This window comes from Thermomonas haemolytica (assembly GCF_004346265.1).
Lineage (GTDB): Bacteria > Pseudomonadota > Gammaproteobacteria > Xanthomonadales > Xanthomonadaceae > Thermomonas > Thermomonas haemolytica.
Window position 1 is genome coordinate 51,519 of the sequence record NZ_SMAP01000003.1, and the last position, 13,297, is coordinate 64,815.

Sequence of the window (13,297 nt, forward strand, 5' to 3'; positions counted from 1 at the left end):
CAGCGGCAGGCGGGTGCCGGGAGGGGCGTCAGGCGGTGGCGATCGCGCGCGCGCCGGCCAGGCGGATGCGGAAGCAGGCGCCGCCGGCCGGCAGCGGGACGTGGCGCAGGTCGGCCTGGTTGGTGGTGCAGATCTCGCGGGCGATGTACAGGCCCAGCCCGGTGCCGTGGCCGGAGGTGGTGAAAAATGGCCGGAACAGCTGGCTGGCGACGCCTTCCGGGATGCCGGGGCCGTGGTCCACCACGTCCAGCAGCGGCACCCCGCGCTCGTCGCGATGGACGTGCAGGGCCACCCGCGCCGGCTCGTTCGGCATCCGCCCGTAGATCAGTGCGTTGTGCACCAGCACCGTCACCACCTGCTGCAGCTGGCGGCGGTCCACCAGGCAGTGCACCGGCTGCGCCGGGGTGCGCGCGTCCAGCTGGTCGTCTTCCAGCGGATGGCTCTGGCGGTAGTCGGCCACGAACTGGCGGGCGAACTCGCCCAGCTCCACCGGCTCGGGCTGGGCGCGCTCGCGCCGGGCCAGCCCGAGCACGTTCTCGATGATCCCGTTCATGCGCCGGGTCTGCTGGTAGATGATCTCCAGCAGGCGGCGGTCGGACTCGGGGATCTCGCGCGATTCCTCCAGCAGCTGGGTGGCGTAGCTGATCGCCGCCAGCGGGTTGCGGATCTCGTGGGCCAGGCTGGCCGAGAACCGGCCGAGGGTGGCCAGGGTCAGGGTCTCGGCGCGGCGCGAGGCGAGCTCGGCGTCGTCCAGGAACACCAGCACCTGCTCCCCTCCGGCCAGCAGGCGGGCAAAACGGGGCAGTACCTCCGGCAGATCCGGGGAGAGTTGCAGTGGGGTCGGGTCGTGCTGGCCGTCGCGCAACCAGCGGCGCAGGCGGGCCTCCAGCGCGGGCGCGGCGGTGGCCAGCAGGCGCCGACCTTCGCCGGCCTCGCCCAGTTGCAGCATGGCCGCCTCATTGGCCAGGCGGATCTCGTCGTCGCCATCCACCAGCAGCACGCCGGTGCGCATGCGGCGGATGATGAGTTCGTTGATCTCGGCCAGGTTCGCGGCCTGGCTGCCGCGCTGCTCGGCCAGTGCCTCGCTGGCGCGCAGCTGGCGGCCGAGCAGGCTGGTCAGGGTGGCGATCGCCAGGTAGCTGACCACGAACATCGGTACTTCCGCGGCCGGCCGCTGCGGGACGTCGGCCAGCGCGCTCCAGGCGTATTCCAGCGCCAGCGCCAGCCCGGCCAGCCCGGCTGCCGCCAGCCCGCCGCGCAGCGGCAGCAGCAGCGCCGCGGCGCCGACGTTGAACAGCAGCATCATCGCGATGCCGGAGGCGAGGTCGGGCAGGGCGTGCATCGCCAGCGCGGTCACCACGATGTCGATCGCCACCCCCACCGCCACCTGGGCGGCGATCGCGCCGCGCCGGCGCAGCACGAACAGCCCGCAGGCCAGCAGCAGGTAGCCCACCGCCACCGCCATCGCCAGCCGCGGGTGGCGGGGCTCGGCGAACAGCCCGGCCACCGGGCTGAACACGGTCAGGCACAGCAGGGCCGCCTCGAACACCCGGTACAGGGCGAAGAAGTGCAGTTCGCGGCGCATGGCCGCTTGCAGGGCGGGCGGGTCGTCCGGGGTGTGATCGGGGGCCATCGTGGGCCGAGTATGCGGCAAGCGCTCCCGGGGGCGAGGCATGATGCGGCGCAACACGCTAAAATGGGCGTCTGCCCGGGCCGGGCCGGTAGTGCCGGCGGCCCGGCGTCCCCATCCTCTCCCCGGGTGATCCATGAACTTCCACGAGTACCAGGCGAAACAGTTGTTTGCCGATTACGGCATTGCAGTGCCGGCCGGGCGCGTCGCGCGCACGCCGGAGGAGGCCGTCGATGCGGCCAAGGCGATCGGCGGCGACTTCTGGGTGGTCAAGGCCCAGATCCATGCCGGCGGCCGCGGCAAGGCCGGCGGCGTGAAGCTGGCCAAGACCTTCGACGAGGTGCGCGAGTACGCCAAGGCGATGCTGGGCACCCGCATGGCCACCTACCAGACCGCGGGCGTCGCACTGCCGGTGGATGCGGTGCTGGTGACCCAGGCCACCGACATCGCCAAGGAGCTGTACCTGTCGGTGCTGGTGGACCGTGCCAGCAAGTCGATCACCTTCATCGCCTCGGCCGAAGGCGGCATGGACATCGAGCAGGTCGCGCACGAGAAGCCCGAGGCGATCAAGACCCTGCACGTCAACTACGTCCAGGGCCTGCAGCCGTACGAGTGCCGCAACCTCGGCTTCGCGCTCGGCCTGAACGCCAAGCAGGTCGGCCAGCTGACCAAGATCATGCTGGGCCTGTTCAAGCTGTTCAACGACAAGGACCTGGCGCTGGTCGAGCTGAACCCGCTGGCGATCCTCACCGACGGCAGCCTGGCGGTGCTCGACGGCAAGATCAATTCCGACGACAACGCCGGCTTCCGCCATCCGGAACTGGCCGCGATGCGCGACATCCGCCAGGAGGACGAAACCGAGGTCAAGGCCAGCCAGCACGACCTCAACTACGTCACCATGGACGGCAATATCGGCTGCATGGTCAACGGCGCGGGCCTGGCGATGGCGACCATGGACGTGATCAAGCTGGAAGGCGGCGAGCCGGCCAACTTCCTCGACGTCGGCGGCGGCGCCAACAAGGAGCGTGTCACCGAGGCGTTCAAGCTGATCCTGTCCAGCGACAAGGTGAAGGCGATCTTCGTCAACATCTTCGGCGGCATCGTCCGCTGCGACATGATCGCCGAGGGCATCATCGCCGCGGTCAAGGAAGTGGACGTGAAGGTGCCGGTGATCGTGCGCCTGGAGGGCACCAACGTGGAGGCCGGCAAGGCCCTGCTGGCGAACTCCGGCCTGGCCATCATCCCGGCCGACGACATCAACGATGGCGCGAAGAAGGCGGTTGCCGCCGTCAAGTCCGCCGCCTGACCACGCACGAAGGAAGCATTCCATGTCCGTCCTCATCAACAAGAACACGAAGGTGATCGTGCAGGGCTTCACCGGCTCGCAGGGCACCTTCCACGCCCAGCAGATGCTGGATTACGGCACCCAGGTCGTGGGTGGCGTCACCCCCGGCAAGGGCGGTACCCAGCACCTCGGCCTGCCGGTGTTCGACACCGTGCAGCAGGCGGTGGACGCCACCGGCGCCGATGCCTCGGTGATCTACGTGCCGCCGCCGTTCGCGGGCGACGCCATCCTGGAAGCGGCGGCCGCCGGCATCCGCGTGATCGTGGCCATCACCGAGGGCATCCCGGTGCTGGACATGCTGCGCGTGAAGAACGTGCTCAAGGGCCACCCGCACACCGTGCTGATCGGCCCCAACTGCCCCGGCGTGATCACCCCGGGCGAATGCAAGATCGGCATCATGCCGGGCCACATCCACATGCCGGGCAAGGTGGGCATCGTGTCGCGCTCGGGCACCCTGACCTATGAAGCGGTCAAGCAGACCACCGATGTCGGCCTCGGCCAGAGCACCTGCATCGGCATCGGCGGCGACCCGATCAACGGCACCAGCTTCATCGACGCCCTGCGCTGGTTCCAGGACGATCCGCAGACCGAAGGCATCATCATGGTCGGCGAGATCGGCGGCAGCGCCGAGGAAGAGGCGGCCGAGTTCATCGCCAAGTACGTCACCAAGCCGGTGGTCGGCTTCATCGCCGGTGCGTCCGCGCCCAAGGGCAAGCGCATGGGCCATGCCGGCGCGATCGCCTCGGGCGGCTCCGGCACCGCCGAGGGCAAGTTCGCGGCGATGGAGAAGGCCGGCGTCACCACCGTGCGTTCGCCGGGCGACCTCGGCGCGGCGATCGCCAAGCGCCTGGCCGGCTGAGCCACCGCGGCGCGTGCCTGCGACGCCCTTCCCGTGCGCGGGGAGGGCGTCGTCGCATCCGGGGTATGCGTCTGCTGCGTCGGCGCCGCATAATCCGGCGATGAACGACACCCGCATCCCGCTGCTCATCGATACCGACCCCGGCGTGGACGACGCGCTGGCCCTGCTGATGGCCTTCGCCGATCCGCGCCACCGGCTGGTCGGCCTGACCATCGCCGCCGGCAACGTCGGCCTGCGCCATACCGTGGCCAACGCGCTCAAGCTGTGCGAGGTGGCGGGTGTCGAGGTGCCCGTGTTCCCCGGTGCCGACGCGCCGCTGGTGCACCCGGCGCGCGACGCCGCCTATGTCCACGGCCGCGACGGCTTCGGCGATACCGGCTATGCGCCGGCCGCGCGCAGCGCCGAGGCCGAGCACGCGGCGCTGGCGATCCTGCGCCTGTCGCACGCGCATGCCGGGCGCCTGGTGCTGGTGGCGCTGGGGCCGCTGACCAACCTGGCGCTGGCGCTCAAGCTCGACCCCAGCCTGCCGCAGCGGATCGCGCGTTGCGTGGTGATGGGCGCGGCGGTCACCGCGCACGGCAACATCACCCCGGCCGCCGAGTTCAACATCGCGTTCGACCCCGAGGCGGCGCACGTGGTGTTCAGCCAGTTCCCGAAGATCGAGCTGGCCGACTGGGAGGCGGTTCTGGCGCACGGCTTCCTGCATGCCGACGTGGAGCGCTGGCTGGCGGCCGATTCCCCGCGCGCGCGCTTTTACGCCGGCATCTCCGCGCATACCCGGCAGTGGTCGCGCGCCGGCCGCGGCGAGCGCTGGCATGCCGCCGATGCGCTGGCGATGGCGCTGGCGCTGCAGCCGGAGGGCGTGCTGGAGTCGGTTCCGCGCCCGCTGGCGGTGGAGGTGGCGGGCATCCACACCCGCGGCGCCACCGTGGTGGACTGGAATCGCCAGACCGGCCGGGCCGACAACGTGGACATCCTGCTGCGCTACGACCAGGCCCGGTTCGAGGCCATGATCGCCGCAGCGCTGGCGGCCTGAGCCGCATCGCCGGGCCATGGCTTGCAACGCAAGCCGGCGCGCAGCTATAATGCGCGGCTCTTTCCCGCGCCATTTCCCAGAGTCTGCCCATGAAAGCCGGCATCCATCCCGAATACCGCGAAGTCGTCTTCCAGGACGTGACCTCGGATTTCAAGATCCTGACCCGCTCGACCCTCTCCAGCAAGGAGACCATCAAGTGGGAAGACGGCAACGAGTATCCGCTGGTCAAGGTGGAAGTCTCGTCGTCCTCGCACCCCTTCTATACCGGTCAGAACAAGATCGTGGATACCAGCGGTCGCGTGGACAAGTTCCGTAAGCGTTACCAGAAGTAAGCCGTCGCAGGCTTGCTGCCCGCCCCGGCAGCGCGCCGGGACGACTCCGAAGGCCACCCTCGCGGGTGGCTTTCGCGTTTTCCGGGCCGGATGACGCGGCGGCGGGGCCCCCGCTCCGTCCCGGGGTCTGGACCATGGTCGGGGTTCGCCGCCGGGTGGCCTGTGCGATAATTCGCGCTTCCCATGCGCAGGCGCATGGCGCGCTCGCGCCGGCGCCCCGCACCCCCACAAGGAGTTGCGCCATGTCCGAACTTGACAAGATCACCCTGACCGCGGGCGGCAAGGCATTCGACCTGCCCGTGCTGCAGCCCACCCTGGGCCAGCCCTGCGTGGATATCGCCGCGCTGCCCAAGGAGTCCGGCTGCTTCACCTTCGATCCGGGCTTTGGCGCCACCGCCAGCACCAAGAGCGCGATCACCTACATCGACGGCGACGCCGGCGTGCTGCTGTACCGCGGCTATCCGATCGAGCAGCTGGCCGAGAAGTCCAGCTTCCTGGAAGTGGCCTACCTGCTGCTCAACGGCGAACTGCCCAGCAAGGAGGAGTTCGCCGGCTTCGAGCACGCGGTGTCGCATCACACCATGATGCACGAGTCGCTGAAGCACTTCTTCCGCGGCTTCCACCACGACGCCCACCCGATGGCGATGCTGGCGGCCTCGGTGGCCTCGCTGTCGGCCTTCTACCACGACAACTTGGACGTGGATGACCCGGCCGACCGCAAGATGGCCGCGATCCGCCTGATCGCGAAGATGCCGACCATCGCCGCGGCGTGTTATCGCTATTCGATCGGCTGGCCGTTCAGCTATCCGCGCAACAACCTCGAGTACGTCGAGCGCTTCCTGCACATGATGTTCGAGGTGCCCAGCGAGCCGCTGCAGCTGAACCCGGTGGCGGCCAAGGCGCTGGACCTGCTGTTCATCCTGCACGCCGACCACGAGCAGAACGCCTCCACCTCCACCGTGCGCCTGGTCGGCTCCACCGGCGCCAACCCGTACGCCTCGGTCGCCGCGGGCATCACCGCGCTGTGGGGTCCGGCGCATGGCGGCGCCAACGAGGCGGTGCTGAAGATGCTGGAGGAGATCGGCAGCCCGGACAACGTGGAATCCGCGGTGCGCCGCGCCAAGGACAAGAACGACAACTTCCGCCTGATGGGCTTCGGCCACCGCGTGTACAAGAACTTCGACCCGCGCGCGAAGATCATCCGCGAGATGTGCCACAAGGTGCTGGCCGAGCTGGGGGTCAACGACCCGCTGCTGGAGGTCGCGATGAAGCTGGAGGAGGCCGCGCTGAAGGACGAGTACTTCGTCGAGCGCAAGCTGTACCCGAACGTGGATTTCTACTCCGGCATCATCTACAAGGCCCTGCGCATCCCGACCGAGATGTTCACGGTGATGTTCGCGATCGCGCGCACCGCCGGCTGGATCGCGCACTGGATCGAGCAGCACGAAACCCCCGGCGCCCGCATCGGCCGCCCGCGCCAGCTCTACACCGGCAGCGGCGTGCGCGACTACGTCCCGGTGGACAAGCGCTGAGACGCCCGCCAGGGCTGCGACGAGTCCGGTCTGGCATGACCACGCAACGCCCCGCCCCGCGCGGGGCGTTCGCGTTTCCGGGGGAGATGCGGAAGGGCTGCCCCTTGGTCAGCGCGCCAGCGCCTCGGCCTCGTGCCCGGCGATTTCCTCCGCGGCCAGCAGCGCGCGCAGCTGGCGGGCACTGCCGCGGCGCATCGGCCGCCCGTCCACGCCCGATAGCGGGGCCTGGCGCAGGCAGTCCAGCGGCAGCACGGTGGCGTCGAACTCCAGCCCGTCGGCGGCGAACAGCCAGGCCGGTGCATCCACCTCGCGCTCGTGGTCCAGCCGCAGGCGGTGGTGGCGCGGGCGCGCCGGGATCGCATGCTCGGCCAGCCAGCGCGGCACCGCGTCGGGATCGTCGCTGTGCAGGTGCAGGGCGATCGCGGAGTGGGCATCGGCGGTGCCGTCCCAGACCGGGCCGACCACGCGCGGCTGGAACGCCGCGAAGAACTCCAGCGCCGGCAGCGCGGCTTCCCGGCGCTGGCGCAGGGCGTCCGGTTGCTGCGCGCGCTGGAACAGGCGCTGGTATTCGCGCAGGGCGTCCTCGATCTCGCGGTTGCCGGGCAGCGAGGCGTCGTCGAAGATCCCCAGCCGCTGCGCGGCCTTGCGCTTGGCCAAGCGGAAATCGCGGATGCCGCCTTCCACCATCACCCGGGCGGCTTCCGCGGCGAGCCGCTGGCGGCGTTCGCGGACCCGGGTGACGGCGTGGGTGTGGGCATGCGCGGTGGCATGCGGGCGCGGTCCAGGCATCGTCGGATCCTCCGCGGTGGCCTGCCCCGACTCTACCCGAGCCGGGGCCGGGGCGTCACCCGCGGCGGATGACGGCCGCGGTCAGAAGATGTCGAACGCCTGTTCGGCCGGCGCCTGCTGGCTGTCCTGCGGTTCCGGCTCGGTCAGCGCCTCCTCCTGCATGCGCTGCAGGTCCTCGGCCTTGATCCACTCCACGATCCCGCCATCGCCGTCGCCGCCGGGCAGCAGGCGGCCGTTGGCGCCCACCACCACCTTCACCATGCCGGCCGGCGGATCGGGCAGGCGCAGCGGCTGGTCCTTCAGCGCCACCTGCATGTAGCTGATCCAGATCGGCAGCGCGGCCTTGCCGCCGTACTCGCGGTAGCCCAGCGACTGGAAGTCGTCGCGGCCGACCCAGACGGTGGTGACGTAGGGGCCGCCGAAGCCGGAGAACCAGGCGTCGCGGTGCTCGTTGGTGGAGCCGGTCTTGCCGCCGATGTCATCCCGGTTGAGGACGCGCGCGGCGGTGGCGGTGCCGCGCTTGACCACGTCGCGCATCATCGAGGCCAGCTGCCAGGCGACCCGCGGGTCGATCGCGCGCGGCGCCAGCGACGGCGCCGGCTGGTCCGCCGGCGCAGGTGCCGGCGCGGGGCTGGCGGTTTGTGCGGCAGGACTGGCGGGTGCTGGCGCGGCGCCGGCCGGGCCGAGGTCGAAGCCGTCCACCTTGCCGCCGACGCTGGCGGTGGTGGCCGGCTGCCCCGGCACCGCGGCGGTCTGGCAGGTGGGGCAGGCGATGGCCGGATGCTCCTGGAACACCACCTTGCCGTCGCGGTCGCGCACGCTGTCGATCACCCACGGCGTCACCAGGAAACCGCCGTTGGCGAACGCGGTGTAGCCGCGCGCCACCGACAGCGGGGTCAGCGAGGCCGTGCCCAGCGACATCGACAGGTTCGGCGGCAGGCTGGCCTCGTCGAACCCGAAGTGGCTGATGTAGCGGCGCGCGTAGTCGACCCCGATGGCATCCAGCAGGCGCACCGAGACCAGGTTGCGCGACTGCACCAGCGCCTCGCGGATGCGCATCGGGCCGGCGAAGTTGCCGGTGTCGTTCTGCGGCCGCCACTCGTGGCCCTTGCGGTCCTTGAACACCACCGGCGCGTCCAGCACGATCGAGGCGGGGTTGAAGCCGCGCTCGAACGCCGCCGCGTACAGGAACGGCTTGAAGCTGGAGCCGGGCTGGCGGCGGGCCTGGGTGGCGCGGTTGAACTTGTTGCCGGCGAAGCTGTAGCCGCCCACCAGCGCGCGCAGGGCGCCGGTATCGGCATCCAGCGACACCAGCGCGGCCTGCGCGCGCGGGATCTGGTCGAGCTCCCACTGCGGCGGCGCGTCCGGCTTGTCGCCCGGCAGCCGGCGCACGCGCACCACGTCGCCGCGCTGGGCCAGGGCCGCCGCCGGCTTGCCGGTCCAGGCCAGCGCGCTGCCGGCCAGCGCCAGCTCGCGGCCATCGGCCAGCACCACGCGCAGCACGCCGCCGCCGTTGTCCACCACCACCGCCGGCAGCAGGCCGCCCTGGGCGGGGATGGCGCGCAGCAGCTGGCCGATCGCGCGCGGGTCGGCGCCGGCCGGGATCTGCACGCTCTGCTCCGGCTTGCGCCAGCCGTGGCGGCGGTCGTACACGCGCAGGCCGTCCACCACCGCGCGGTCGGCGGCGGCCTGCAGCACCGGGTCGATGGTGGTGGTGACCCGGTAGCCCTTGTTCAGCACGTCGCCGCCGAAGCGGTCCACCATCTGCTGGCGCACCATCTCGGCCACGTAAGGGGCATACACCTCGACCTTGGGCTCGTGCGGCGCGGCGTGCATCGGGACCTGGCGCGCCGCCTCCGCCTCGGCGCGGCTGACGAAGCCCAGCTCGGCCATGCGCGGCAGGATGTAGTTGTCGCGGCGCAGGCGTGCGCGCTCGGGATTGCTGATCGGGTTGCCGCTGGACGGGAACTTGGGGATGCCGGCCAGGGTGGCGGCCTCGTCCAGGCTCAGCTGGTCGAGGGTCTTGCCGTAGTAGTACTCGGCCGCGGCGGCCACCCCGTAGGCGCGGTTCCCGAAGAAGCTCTTGTTGAGGTAGAGCTCGAAGATCTCGTCCTTGCTCAGCTCGCGCTCCATCTTCATCGCCAGCAGCATTTCCGCGAACTTGCGCCGGAAGCTGTATTCGGAGCTGAGGAAGAACTGCTTGGCCACCTGCTGGGTGATGGTGGAGCCGCCGGCCACGCGCTCCTGGCCGCCGGTCTTGGCCAGCAGCCAGACCGCGCGCGCAATCCCGCTCGGATCCACCCCGCCGTGCTCGTAGAAATTGGCGTCCTCGGCGGCCAGGAAGGCCTGCCGCACCCGCAGCGGGACCTGCTGGATCCGCACCGGGTAGCGCCGCATCTCCCCGAACAGGCCGATCAGGCGGCCATCGCGCGCATACACGTACATCGGTTCCTGCAGCTCGATGGTGCGCAGCGCCTGCACGTCCGGCAGGCGTGCGTTGACCGCATACACCATCGCCCCGACCACGCCTGCGCCGATGAGGCAAATGAGGAAGGCCGCCAGCAGCAGCCAGCGCACCAGGCGAGGAAAATGGAGCATGGTCACGGAATTCCGATTGCAGCAAACGTGGCCGCGGAGTATATGATGGCCGCGCCGGTATCCACCGGCCCACGGGGGTGGCCGGCCGGCATCGACGACAGCGTTGGTGCAGCCGAGCGGGACGGAAAGCGGCAGTGGCGCGGGCAATGCCGGCAGTCGGGGCTTGCCTTGAAGTGAAAACTCCGTTATTCATGTATTACTGCACCAGGCGCGTGTAAGCGCCCGTGGGAAGGGGAGATGCCGTGGGGCTGGGGACGAAGACGCAAGCGCCGCTGATCGGCGTGGACATCAGTTCGACTGCGGTCAAGCTGCTGCAGTTGGCGCGCACCGGCGACCGCTACCGCGTGGAGCACTACGCGGTGGAGCCGCTGCCGCCGAACGCCGTGGTCGAGAAGAATCTGGTCGAGGTCGAGGCGGTGGGCGAGGCGATCCGCCGCGCCGTCGCCCGCTCCGGCTCACGGGTCAAGAACGCCGCCGCCGCGGTGTCCGGTTCCTCGGTGATCACCAAGGTCATCACCATGCCGGCCGCGCTGGACGAGGACGAGATGGAGTCCCAGATCGAACTCGAGGCGGTCAACTACATCCCGTATCCGGTCGAGGAGGTCAACCTCGATTTCGAGGTGCTCGGCCCGGTGCCCGGCAACAACGAGATGGTGCAGGTGCTGCTGGCGGCCTCGCGCTCGGAGAACGTCGAGGTGCGCGCCTCGGCGCTCGAACTCGGCGGGCTGGTGGCCAAGGTGATCGACGTCGAGGCCTTCTGCATCGAGAACGCCTTCGCGCTGATCGCGCCGACCCTGAACATCCCGCGCGATGGCCTGGTGGCGCTGGTCGATGTCGGCGCCACCATGACCACGCTCAACGTGCTCCGCGGTGGTCGCAGCATCTACACCCGCGAGAACGTGTTCGGCGGCAAGCAGCTCACTGACGAAGTGATGCGCCGCTACAGCCTCAGCTACGAGGAGGCCGGCCTGGCCAAGCGCCAGGGCGGCCTGCCGGAGAGCTACGAGATCGAGGTGCTGGAGCCGTTCAAGGAAGCGATGGTCCAGCAGGTCAGCCGCCTGCTGCAGTTCTTCTACGCCGGCAGCGAGTTCAACCGGGTCGACCAGGTGGTGCTGGCCGGCGGCTGCGCCTCCATCCCCGGCATCGCCGCGATGGTCGAGGAGCAGCTGGGCATCCCCAGCGTGATGGCCAACCCGCTGGCGCAGATGACCCTGGGGCCGCGCGTGCAGGCCAATGCCCTGGCGCAGGACGCGCCGGCACTCATGATCGCCTGCGGGCTCGCACTGAGGAGCTTCGACTGATGGCACGGATCAATCTCCTCCCGTGGCGCGAAGAGCGCCGCAAGGCCCGGCAGAAGGAATTCTTCGGGATGCTGGGGCTGGCGGTGGTCGCCGGCATCCTGGTCTCGATCCTGATCTACAGCCTCTACGGCGGCTGGATCGCCGGGCAGAACGCGCGCAATGAATACCTGCGCGGCGAGATCACCAAGGTCGATGGCCAGATCAAGGAAATCCAGGAGCTCGACAAGAAGAAGGCCAAGCTGCTGGCGCGCAAGGAAGTGATCGAGCAGCTGCAGGCCAACCGCTCGCAGATGGTGCACCTGTTCGACTCGCTGGTGCGCACCATCCCCGATGGGGTGGCGCTGACCTCGATCAAGCAGGAAGGCGACATCCTGACCCTCAGCGGGCGTTCGCAGTCGAACGCGCGGGTGTCCACCTATATGCGCAACCTGGAGAGCTCGGGCTGGATGACCAACCCCGATCTCAACGTGATCGAGGCGAAGGAAGGCAACCCGGCCCTGCCGTATGAGTTCAACCTGAAGGTCAAGCTGGCCAATCCCAGCGCGGCCAAGGACGGGCAGGGCGCCAGCCCGCAGGCGCCGGCTGCTGCGCCTGCAGCAGCGCCCGCATCGACGCCGGCCGCCGCGCCGGCCCAGGCCGCGCCGGCCACGCCCGCCGCCGGAGGGAATGCGTCGTGAGCACGAAGAAGAAGATCAATCTCCGCGAACTCGACATCAACAACATCGGCGGCTGGCCGCGTGAGGCGCAGCTGGTGTTCTGCGGACTGCTGGCGCTGGTGATCGTGGTGATTGCCTGGTTCCTGGCCATCAGCGGCCAGCGCGACGAGCTCAAGCGCCTGGAGGCGCAGGAATCCGACCTGCGTACCGAATTCGAGACCAAGCAGGGGCGCGCCGCCAACCTCGAGCCGCTCAAGCAGCAGCTGGCGCAGATGGAACAGCAGTTGCAGCAGATGCTGCGCCAGCTACCCAGCAAGACCGAGATGCCCGACCTGATCGTGGACATCTCCCAGACCGCGCTGGCGACCGGCATCCAGAACGACCTGTTCCAGCCCGGCCCGGAAGCCAAGCAGGAGTTCTACGCGGAGAAACCCATCATGCTGCGGATGGTGGGCACCTATCATCAGTTCGGGGCCTTCGTCAGCGGCGTGGCCTCGCTGCCGCGGGTAGTGATCATGACCATGCATGACATCTCCCTGCAGCCGAAGAAGAGCAAGGACAACCCGAACGCCCGGATCGGCCCCAACACCCCGCTGGAGCTGGCGGGCACGGTCAAGACCTACCGCTACCTGGATGAGGATGAATCCGCCGACTCCGAGTCGGGCAAGGCTGGCGACAACAAGGGGGGCAAGTGAGCATGCGCACCTCAATGCTTCGTCGCCTCGCTGGCGCGCTCGCCCTGCTGCTGGTCACGTTGTCCCTGGTCGCCTGCGGTGGCAGTCGCGGTGACCTCGAGAAGTGGGTGGCCGAGGTCAAGGCCAAGCCGGCGCCGCCGCTGGAGCCGCTGCCGACCATGCAGCAGTTCGAGACCTTCGAATACACCGCGCAGAACATGCGCGATCCGTTCGACCAGACGTTCACCGGCGAGGGCGCCGGTGGCCCGCGCCCGGATCCGGGCCGGCGCAAGCAGACGCTGGAGATGTTCTCGCTGGACAGCCTGAAGATGGTCGGCACGCTCGGCAGCGGCAAGAACCTGGTCGCGCTGGTGATGGCGCCCGACAAGGTGACCTACCGCGTCAAGCCCGGCGACTACATGGGGCAAAGCGATGGCCGGGTGACCGGCGTGTTCGAAGACCGGATTGAGCTGGTCGAACTGGTACCGGATGGCGCGGGTGGCTGGCTGGAACGCCCCGCCAAGATGGCGCTCGACAATTGATTG

12 protein-coding genes are annotated in these 13,297 nt (G+C 69.7%); 9 read left to right on the forward strand and 3 right to left on the reverse strand.

Going from position 1 to position 13,297, the window contains the following annotated elements:
* Positions 1 to 28 precede the first annotated feature (28 nt).
* On the reverse strand, positions 29 to 1,633 hold the full coding sequence (locus EDC34_RS05075) for a sensor histidine kinase (protein WP_114959810.1): 1,605 nt from the start codon (positions 1,631 to 1,633) through the stop codon (positions 29 to 31).
* A gap of 133 nt (positions 1,634 to 1,766) precedes the next feature.
* Here EDC34_RS05075 and sucC point away from each other — a divergent pair, with 133 nt between their 5' ends.
* The 5 genes from sucC (at position 1,767) to EDC34_RS05100 (ending at position 6,734) form a co-directional block, all read left to right on the forward strand.
* Complete coding sequence (sucC, locus tag EDC34_RS05080; protein ID WP_114959809.1) at positions 1,767 to 2,936, forward strand: ADP-forming succinate--CoA ligase subunit beta; 1,170 nt, start codon at positions 1,767 to 1,769, stop codon at positions 2,934 to 2,936.
* Positions 2,937 to 2,958: 22 nt separating this feature from the next.
* Positions 2,959 to 3,834 (forward strand): succinate--CoA ligase subunit alpha, encoded by an 876-nt coding sequence (gene sucD, locus EDC34_RS05085; protein ID WP_114959808.1) that lies wholly within the window; start codon positions 2,959 to 2,961, stop codon positions 3,832 to 3,834.
* A gap of 100 nt (positions 3,835 to 3,934) precedes the next feature.
* Positions 3,935 to 4,870 (forward strand): nucleoside hydrolase, encoded by a 936-nt coding sequence (locus EDC34_RS05090; protein WP_114959807.1) that lies wholly within the window; start codon positions 3,935 to 3,937, stop codon positions 4,868 to 4,870.
* A gap of 89 nt (positions 4,871 to 4,959) precedes the next feature.
* Entirely contained in the window at positions 4,960 to 5,202 is a 243-nt protein-coding gene (locus tag EDC34_RS05095) for a type B 50S ribosomal protein L31 (RefSeq protein ID WP_114959806.1), read from the forward strand.
* A gap of 242 nt (positions 5,203 to 5,444) precedes the next feature.
* Entirely contained in the window at positions 5,445 to 6,734 is a 1,290-nt protein-coding gene (locus EDC34_RS05100) for a citrate synthase (RefSeq protein WP_114959805.1), read from the forward strand.
* Positions 6,735 to 6,842: 108 nt separating this feature from the next.
* On the opposite strand, the gene EDC34_RS05105 is transcribed toward EDC34_RS05100, so the two are convergent.
* Both EDC34_RS05105 and EDC34_RS05110 read right to left on the reverse strand, forming a co-directional pair.
* Positions 6,843 to 7,523: a hypothetical protein gene (locus tag EDC34_RS05105; protein WP_114959804.1), complete on the reverse strand. Its 681-nt coding sequence runs from the start codon at positions 7,521 to 7,523 to the stop codon at positions 6,843 to 6,845.
* An 81-nt stretch (positions 7,524 to 7,604) separates the two neighbouring features.
* Complete coding sequence (locus tag EDC34_RS05110) at positions 7,605 to 10,121, reverse strand: penicillin-binding protein 1A (protein WP_114959803.1); 2,517 nt, start codon at positions 10,119 to 10,121, stop codon at positions 7,605 to 7,607.
* 242 nt (positions 10,122 to 10,363) lie between these two features.
* On the opposite strand from EDC34_RS05110, the gene EDC34_RS05115 reads away from it, so the two are divergent.
* From EDC34_RS05115 to EDC34_RS05130, 4 genes are read left to right on the forward strand one after another with little or no spacing between them, the layout of a single operon-like run.
* Entirely contained in the window at positions 10,364 to 11,422 is a 1,059-nt protein-coding gene (locus EDC34_RS05115; RefSeq protein WP_114959802.1) for a pilus assembly protein PilM, read from the forward strand.
* The gene (locus EDC34_RS05120; protein ID WP_114959801.1) at positions 11,422 to 12,099 is read left to right on the forward strand and encodes a PilN domain-containing protein; all 678 of its coding nucleotides are present in this window, start codon (positions 11,422 to 11,424) and stop codon (positions 12,097 to 12,099) included. The genes EDC34_RS05115 and EDC34_RS05120 overlap by 1 nt, the downstream gene beginning before the upstream one ends.
* Positions 12,096 to 12,773 (forward strand): type IV pilus inner membrane component PilO, encoded by a 678-nt coding sequence (locus EDC34_RS05125; RefSeq protein ID WP_114959800.1) that lies wholly within the window; start codon positions 12,096 to 12,098, stop codon positions 12,771 to 12,773. The genes EDC34_RS05120 and EDC34_RS05125 overlap by 4 nt, the downstream gene beginning before the upstream one ends.
* Before the next feature lie 14 nt (positions 12,774 to 12,787).
* Positions 12,788 to 13,294, forward strand: coding sequence for a pilus assembly protein PilP (locus EDC34_RS05130; RefSeq protein WP_114959799.1), 507 nt, complete (start codon positions 12,788 to 12,790; stop codon positions 13,292 to 13,294).
* Positions 13,295 to 13,297: the final 3 nt, after the last annotated feature.

Excerpts from the sequence above, each read along its gene's own strand:
- EDC34_RS05075 (WP_114959810.1), bottom strand. The coding sequence starts at position 1,633 with ATGGCCCCCGATCACACCCCGGACGACCCGCCCGCCCTGCAAGCGGCC.
- EDC34_RS05120 (WP_114959801.1), top strand. The coding sequence starts at position 11,422 with ATGGCACGGATCAATCTCCTCCCGTGGCGCGAAGAGCGCCGCAAGGCC.
- EDC34_RS05130 (WP_114959799.1), top strand. The coding sequence starts at position 12,788 with ATGCTTCGTCGCCTCGCTGGCGCGCTCGCCCTGCTGCTGGTCACGTTG.
- EDC34_RS05110 (WP_114959803.1), bottom strand. The coding sequence starts at position 10,121 with ATGCTCCATTTTCCTCGCCTGGTGCGCTGGCTGCTGCTGGCGGCCTTC.
- sucC (WP_114959809.1), top strand. The coding sequence starts at position 1,767 with ATGAACTTCCACGAGTACCAGGCGAAACAGTTGTTTGCCGATTACGGC.
- EDC34_RS05095 (WP_114959806.1), top strand. The coding sequence starts at position 4,960 with ATGAAAGCCGGCATCCATCCCGAATACCGCGAAGTCGTCTTCCAGGAC.
- EDC34_RS05100 (WP_114959805.1), top strand. The coding sequence starts at position 5,445 with ATGTCCGAACTTGACAAGATCACCCTGACCGCGGGCGGCAAGGCATTC.
- sucD (WP_114959808.1), top strand. The coding sequence starts at position 2,959 with ATGTCCGTCCTCATCAACAAGAACACGAAGGTGATCGTGCAGGGCTTC.
- EDC34_RS05105 (WP_114959804.1), bottom strand. The coding sequence starts at position 7,523 with ATGCCTGGACCGCGCCCGCATGCCACCGCGCATGCCCACACCCACGCC.
- EDC34_RS05090 (WP_114959807.1), top strand. The coding sequence starts at position 3,935 with ATGAACGACACCCGCATCCCGCTGCTCATCGATACCGACCCCGGCGTG.